The following is a 5,533-nucleotide window of genomic DNA, read 5'->3' on the forward strand; positions in this document are numbered from 1 at the left end:
GCGTGGCACGGCGATGCTCCCGGTGACCGGGCGGGCCGCGACCGGACGGGCCGCCACCGGGCGTGCGCTGCCGGAGCGTGCGGTGCCGGAGCATGCGGCGAGGAGGGGCCCAGCGGCGGGACGGGCGGCCACGGCCGGCGGCCCGCCGACAGCGGGCGATCTTGCTGTTGCGTTACGTCAGCTGCACACCCTGCCGCTGCCGGACGTTCCCCTGCCCAGTTTCGACCCGCTCGCCGACGTCCGGTCACGTCTCGCCGATGCCGAGGGGCTGCCCGCCGCCGACCTCGCGTTCCTGCGACGACTGGCCGCCCGCTGCGAGGCCGCTCTTGAAAGCGTGGTGTACGCCCTGCCGGCCGGGATCGTCCACGGCGACGCCCATCTGGGAAATCTCGTCAGAGCTCGTGACGGCAAGGTGCTGATATGTGATTTCGACGCCACCTGCCACGGGCCGCCCGAATGGGATCTGATCCCGCTGGCCGTCGGGCGGCTGCGGTTCGGCTACCCGCCGGAGCAGTATGCGGCGCTCGCCGCCGCGTACGGTTTCGACGTCATGCGCTGGCCGGGTTTCGAGGTGTTACGGGCGGTGCGGGAGCTGAAGCTGACGACGAGCGTGGTACCGGTCCTCGCGAGCAGCCCGAGAGTGGCCGCGCAGTTCGCCGTCCGTCTCGCCAGCCTGCGTTACCAGGACGAGACCGTCCGTTGGATGCCCTATTCCTGAGAGCATGACCAGCCCTGAGAAAACGTCAGGATCCTGACTGCCGTCATGGTTCTGGCGAAATATCAGGACACTGGGACCGGTCTGGGAATGCCGTTCTCGCAGGGAACGTCGCCCTGCTGCGAAGACGTCGTCTTCGCAGCGGCATTCGTCCGCTGTCGGCCGCGGCTCCCTCGGGACCGCATCCTCCGGGTTTGCCTCCGGTGCGGGTACGTCGACGAATCCACCGTTCGATGTCGCCATGTTATCGGACGGCTGTTGGTGGGTGTTCCTGGGAAGTGTCGTGATTGTGCCCACCATCCGGCGGCCGGCCCGGGCACAACGCCCTGGTCGGCGGAGCAACGGACGGCTCTGGCCGTCCGTGCGTCCGGCCGTCCGGATTCGTCGCCGCCCGCCGGTTGCCGTCCTGACGGGCCGCCCGCCAGCGCGGGTTGCGGGGCCAGGAGGGCTCTGCGGAGCCAGGCGGCGCCGAGTGGCGCCGGGTGGCGATGTCAGCGGCGGCAAGGGGCGCGTCGCCTCGGCCCCCACGGCCCGAGAGAGCACCGTCGCGCCGGATGGGTGCCCGCCGTTCGCGGGGTGCCCGTGGGGCCTGCCCGGACCGGTTCGTCGACCGCCTCGCCCGGCCCGTGCGCCGTTCCCGCCGCGGCCGTCACATCGTCGTCCGAGGAGGGTCCGTCCGTGGGGGCCTTGCGCGGGGGCCTTGCGCGGGGCCCGTCCGTTGCTCGAGGGGGGCCTTCGCCCGCGGAGATCACGGGATCATGCTGCCCACTGGCGCGGGACGGTGTCCGCGTCATCCGTGGGGTAGTGGTCCGCGATGGGTCGAAATATCCGTGGCCGGCTGCTGCCCGGGCGGTCGCCGGCTGGGCCGGACGGACCCGTCCGGCTGCGTGTGACCGATTGCCGGCGGGGCGGATCAGCGCTGTGGGCGCGCTGCTCCGCCACCGGCTTCCGTATCTGTTGATCCGTCTTCCTGGGCATTTTTTGGTAATGCTTCCGGGACTGGGAAGGAAGGAAATTCGAGAAGCTTTCAGCAGACCATGAAGTATCCGCCGTGACCTGCTTGCGGAAAGTTCGCCAAATGATGGCCGGACACCTGGGTCGGATGGATTCTTATGGTACGGTCGGCACTTGGCGCGCACTGTGGGAGTGACCGGTACCGGTGCCGCGTGGCTGCCTGGCGTGACAGATTCCCGGCCCGCGGTGGCCGCGCGCGGCCGGGTCGCCGCCCGATATTTGCCCGACTTTTGGCGGAGGGCCTCCCGCTTGCGGTGGCGGACGGCCAGGGTCTTTTCCCTGGCTATTTTTCTTCTTTTGATGGTATGCCGCCATTTCGCCCTCGGGAAACCCGCGGAATTACAACCTGCGAAGTTGGCTGTTGGGGTTGACCGGGTGAGTACCCGGTGGGGTAGTGTCACTTCTCGTTCGGTCGGTATACGACGAGAGGAAAAACGTAATGGCACAGCAGCAGCAGCAGGAGCAGATCGAGCAGGAGCTTCGCCAGAACTGGCAGCAGATCCGCTACCGCCTGCTCGACGAATTCGGCCAGGTCGGCACCGCGGACCTGGACGCCGCCCGCGACGTCAACGACCTCGTGCAGCGGATCGCGGACAAGACCCACCACAGCGAGCGCTACGTGGAGACCCGTCTCCAGGAGCTCGTCGGTGCGGGTGCCGGGCAGCGCGGCCAGCAGCAGGGCGGCTTCGGCCAGCAGCAGGGCCAGCAGCAGCAGCAGGGCCAGCGCTTCGGCCGGTAGGAACCGCGTAACACGGTGGTATCCCGGCGGTCGGACACCGCTGTGTGCCGCGGAGCTCCGTGACATGGCTGAGATACGTGTCGCGGAGTTTTCCATGGCACGGGGCGTACGGTGACCGTGTCGTGCTGGTGTCCGGTCGCTGAAAGCAGCTGCTCGGGATCTCCCGGTGGTAGTTGTTCCAACCAGTCAGGTGGTCTCGTCGCCAGGTAACAGGAGGCCACCTGACTGGCTGGACGAAAGCCCGCGTGACCGTGGTTCTTCACGCGTTCGAGGAATCCTGGTCCGCGAGGAATCGGGGGCCGGCGCGGCCCCCGTGCGCGGAGCGGGCGATCAGGGGGTAAGGCTCACCAGGAGCGTCCGGTACTCGAGTAGGGCATCGATCAGCCCCAGAACGACGGCGTTTCGAGGCATCTGACCGAGCTCGGTCAGCATCGAATCCGTCTGTTCCAGGGTCGGCTGAGCGTCGACCGCGGCGACAAGGGTGACCAGTCTGCTCATGAGTAGACCTCCAACGACTCTTGGTCGTGAAGCGATTTCCACTCAGTCAGCGCGCTGTGCGGCGGGATCGCATCACGTGATGCACCTGCCAGAACGGCGTTGCGTGGCGGGTTCACCAACATTTCCGACTCCATGCCCCCTGTGAAGGGCCCCTGCGGAGGAGCCCGGCCCCTTTGTCGGGCAGCGATACGTCCGATCTTACTGTAAGAAACGTAGAACCTCGGTGTTCCCGGCGGGTTGAGCTTCCGTTACGGCGAAGTAACAAAGTCTGCTCTTCCGCCGGCCGTCCCGGTAGGCCGCACGCTGTCACGCTAATGCCGTCACGGCAATGCTGTCACGCTAATGCGTTGAATAGCCGGTCGGGTGACCGGTATGTACCCCGGGCGTGTCGATATCCCGGCGCTGCGTATCCGGCACGGCCGCGCATGGTGATGGCGGGGCCGGACACGCCTGCCGGTTGTCGCCTGCCGGTTGCCATCCGCGGTTGTCGCCGTGGCGGGACGCGCACCGGGCCGGCGCGACCGTCCGGAGCCCGTCCGGAGCCGGGCCGGGGACCGGTTGGAGACCGGGCTGGGGAAGGCCGTCGGAGGCCGGAACCCGGTCCGCTCGCGTGCTTCACCCGGTAGCCTCGGACGGGTGGTCAGTACGGGTTTGTTCCCGGGCGGCAGGTGGCGATCACGGCATGGCTGCTGAACCGGTCGGCGACCCCGGCCAGGGCCCGGCTGTCCCGGACGCGCTGGTGGCGCCCACGGTGGGCGAACCGGTTGACGGTGACCTCAGCCGTGAGCTCGAGGATCTGGCGCATCGCGCGTGGCCGCCCCTGCGCGAGCGGCGGCTGGGTGGCTGGGTGCTGCGGGAGTCGGCCGGCTCCTCCCGGCGCGGTAACTCCGTGTGGGCCCGCGGCGACGTCGGTGACGTCGCCGACGCCCTGAACGCGGTCGGTGATTTTTACGCTACCGCCGGTCTGCCACCGACGCTCCAGATCACACCGGTGTCCCTGCCCTCGGACATCCACGAGGCGCTGGACGCGGCCGGTTTCGACGACACCGGGCCGACCGACGTCTGCGTCGCCGGCCTCGAGGAGATCCGCGAACGGCTGGCCGCCGGGCCCGCCGGGTACGTCCCCCTCGGCGCCGTCGGCTCCCCGTCCACCAGCGCTGACGGGTCCACCAGCGCTGACGGCCACCGGATGATCCTGCTCGACACTGTCGGTGATGTCTGGCTGGACGTCGCCGGCCAGGTGCTGGCGACCTTCGCCGGCCAGCGGGCCGGCACGCTGGGGGTGCTGGCGAACCTCACCGTGCCCGCGGCGTACGTCCTGTGCGTGCTGGACGGCGTGCCGGTGGCCGTGGGCCGCGGCACCGTGGACGGCGACTGGCTGGGGATCTACAGCATGGCGACCGTGCCGGCCGCGCGCGGCCGGGGAGCCGCCCGCGCGGTGCTCGCCGGGCTGGCGGACTGGGCGGCCGAGACGGGCGCGTCCCGTGCCTACCTGCAGGTCGAACAGACGAGTACGGCGGCCCGCCGGCTGTACGCCGCCCTCGGGTTCCGCCCCGTCTACCGCTACTCCTACCGCCGGCTGCACACCACCGCCACCGGCGCCCCCAGGTGAACGACCGGCGTCATCGGCCGTGCGGCATCGTCGGCACGGTCGTCCGGCCGCCGTGCGCGAGGGGCCGGCGGCCCCCCTGTCCCGCGGCCGGCCGTCCGGGGCACCGCCCGCGTCGACCGGTATCCAGCGGACACGGCCTAGCGTAGGGGGCATGACGTCCATGCAGGCCAGCCGTGGTCTTCTGGAGCCGCTGGGCCGTACCCGCGTGATGGGTGTGGTCAATGTGACGCCGGACTCGTTCTCCGACGGGGGTGCCTATCCGACCGCGGTCGACGCGGTCCGGGCCGGTCTGGCGATGGCCGCCGAGGGCGCCGACATCGTCGATGTCGGGGGCGAGTCGACCCGGCCCGGCGCGGGGCGGGTCGATCCGGCCGAGGAGCTGCGCCGGGTGCTGCCGGTGGTGACGGAGCTGGCCGCGGCGGGTGTCGCGGTGAGCGTCGACACGACCCGTCCGGCCGTCGCCGAGGCCGCGCTGGCCGCGGGCGCCGCGGTCATCAACGACGTGTCGGGTGCCGCCGACCGTGACCTGCTGGCGGTGGCCGCCGAGCGGGCGGTGCCCTACGTTCTGATGCACACCAGAGGTGTGAGCGCGGACATGGCCTCCCGCGCGGTCTACGGTGATGTCGTGTCCGAGGTCGTCGCCGAGCTGCGCGAGCGCCTCGACGTCGTGTTCGCCGCCGGGATCGCGCCCGAACGGGTGATCGTCGACCCGGGGATCGGTTTCGCGAAGGAGAGCGGGCACACCTGGGCGTTGTTGGCCCGCCTCGACGCCGTTGCCGCGCTGGGGCATCCGCTGCTGGTCGGCACGTCGCGCAAGTCCTTCCTGGGCAGCCTGCTCGCGGACGCCGACGGGCGTCCCCGCCCGGCCGGGGAGCGCGACGGCGCGACCCAGGCGACGACCGCCCTGCTGGCGGCCGACGGGGTGTGGGCGGTCCGGGTGCACGCGGTGCGGGCC

The 5,533-nt window shown here is 70.7% G+C and carries 5 protein-coding genes; 4 read left to right on the plus strand and 1 reads right to left on the minus strand.

Annotated elements, in window-relative coordinates:
• On the plus strand, nucleotides 1-718 hold a 718-nt coding region (locus NBX02_RS01070; protein ID WP_250285896.1), incomplete at its 5' end, for a phosphotransferase family protein.
• A gap of 1,450 nt (nucleotides 719-2,168) precedes the next feature.
• The gene (locus NBX02_RS01075) at nucleotides 2,169-2,468 is read left to right on the plus strand and encodes a hypothetical protein (protein WP_250285895.1); all 300 of its coding nucleotides are present in this window, start codon (nucleotides 2,169-2,171) and stop codon (nucleotides 2,466-2,468) included.
• 330 nt (nucleotides 2,469-2,798) lie between these two features.
• Here NBX02_RS01075 and NBX02_RS01080 read toward each other — a convergent pair whose 3' ends face one another.
• Nucleotides 2,799-2,966, minus strand: coding sequence for a hypothetical protein (locus NBX02_RS01080; protein WP_250285894.1), 168 nt, complete (start codon nucleotides 2,964-2,966; stop codon nucleotides 2,799-2,801).
• A gap of 682 nt (nucleotides 2,967-3,648) precedes the next feature.
• Here NBX02_RS01080 and NBX02_RS01085 point away from each other — a divergent pair.
• Both NBX02_RS01085 and folP read left to right on the plus strand, forming a co-directional pair.
• The gene (locus NBX02_RS01085) at nucleotides 3,649-4,578 is read left to right on the plus strand and encodes a GNAT family N-acetyltransferase (protein WP_250285893.1); all 930 of its coding nucleotides are present in this window, start codon (nucleotides 3,649-3,651) and stop codon (nucleotides 4,576-4,578) included.
• A gap of 160 nt (nucleotides 4,579-4,738) precedes the next feature.
• Nucleotides 4,739-5,533: dihydropteroate synthase (folP, locus tag NBX02_RS01090; RefSeq protein WP_250289597.1), on the plus strand; the 795-nt coding region annotated here is incomplete at its 3' end.

The sequence above is a fragment of the Protofrankia sp. CiP1_Cm_nod1 genome (genome assembly GCF_920888515.1).
GTDB lineage: Bacteria > Actinomycetota > Actinomycetes > Frankiales > Frankiaceae > Protofrankia.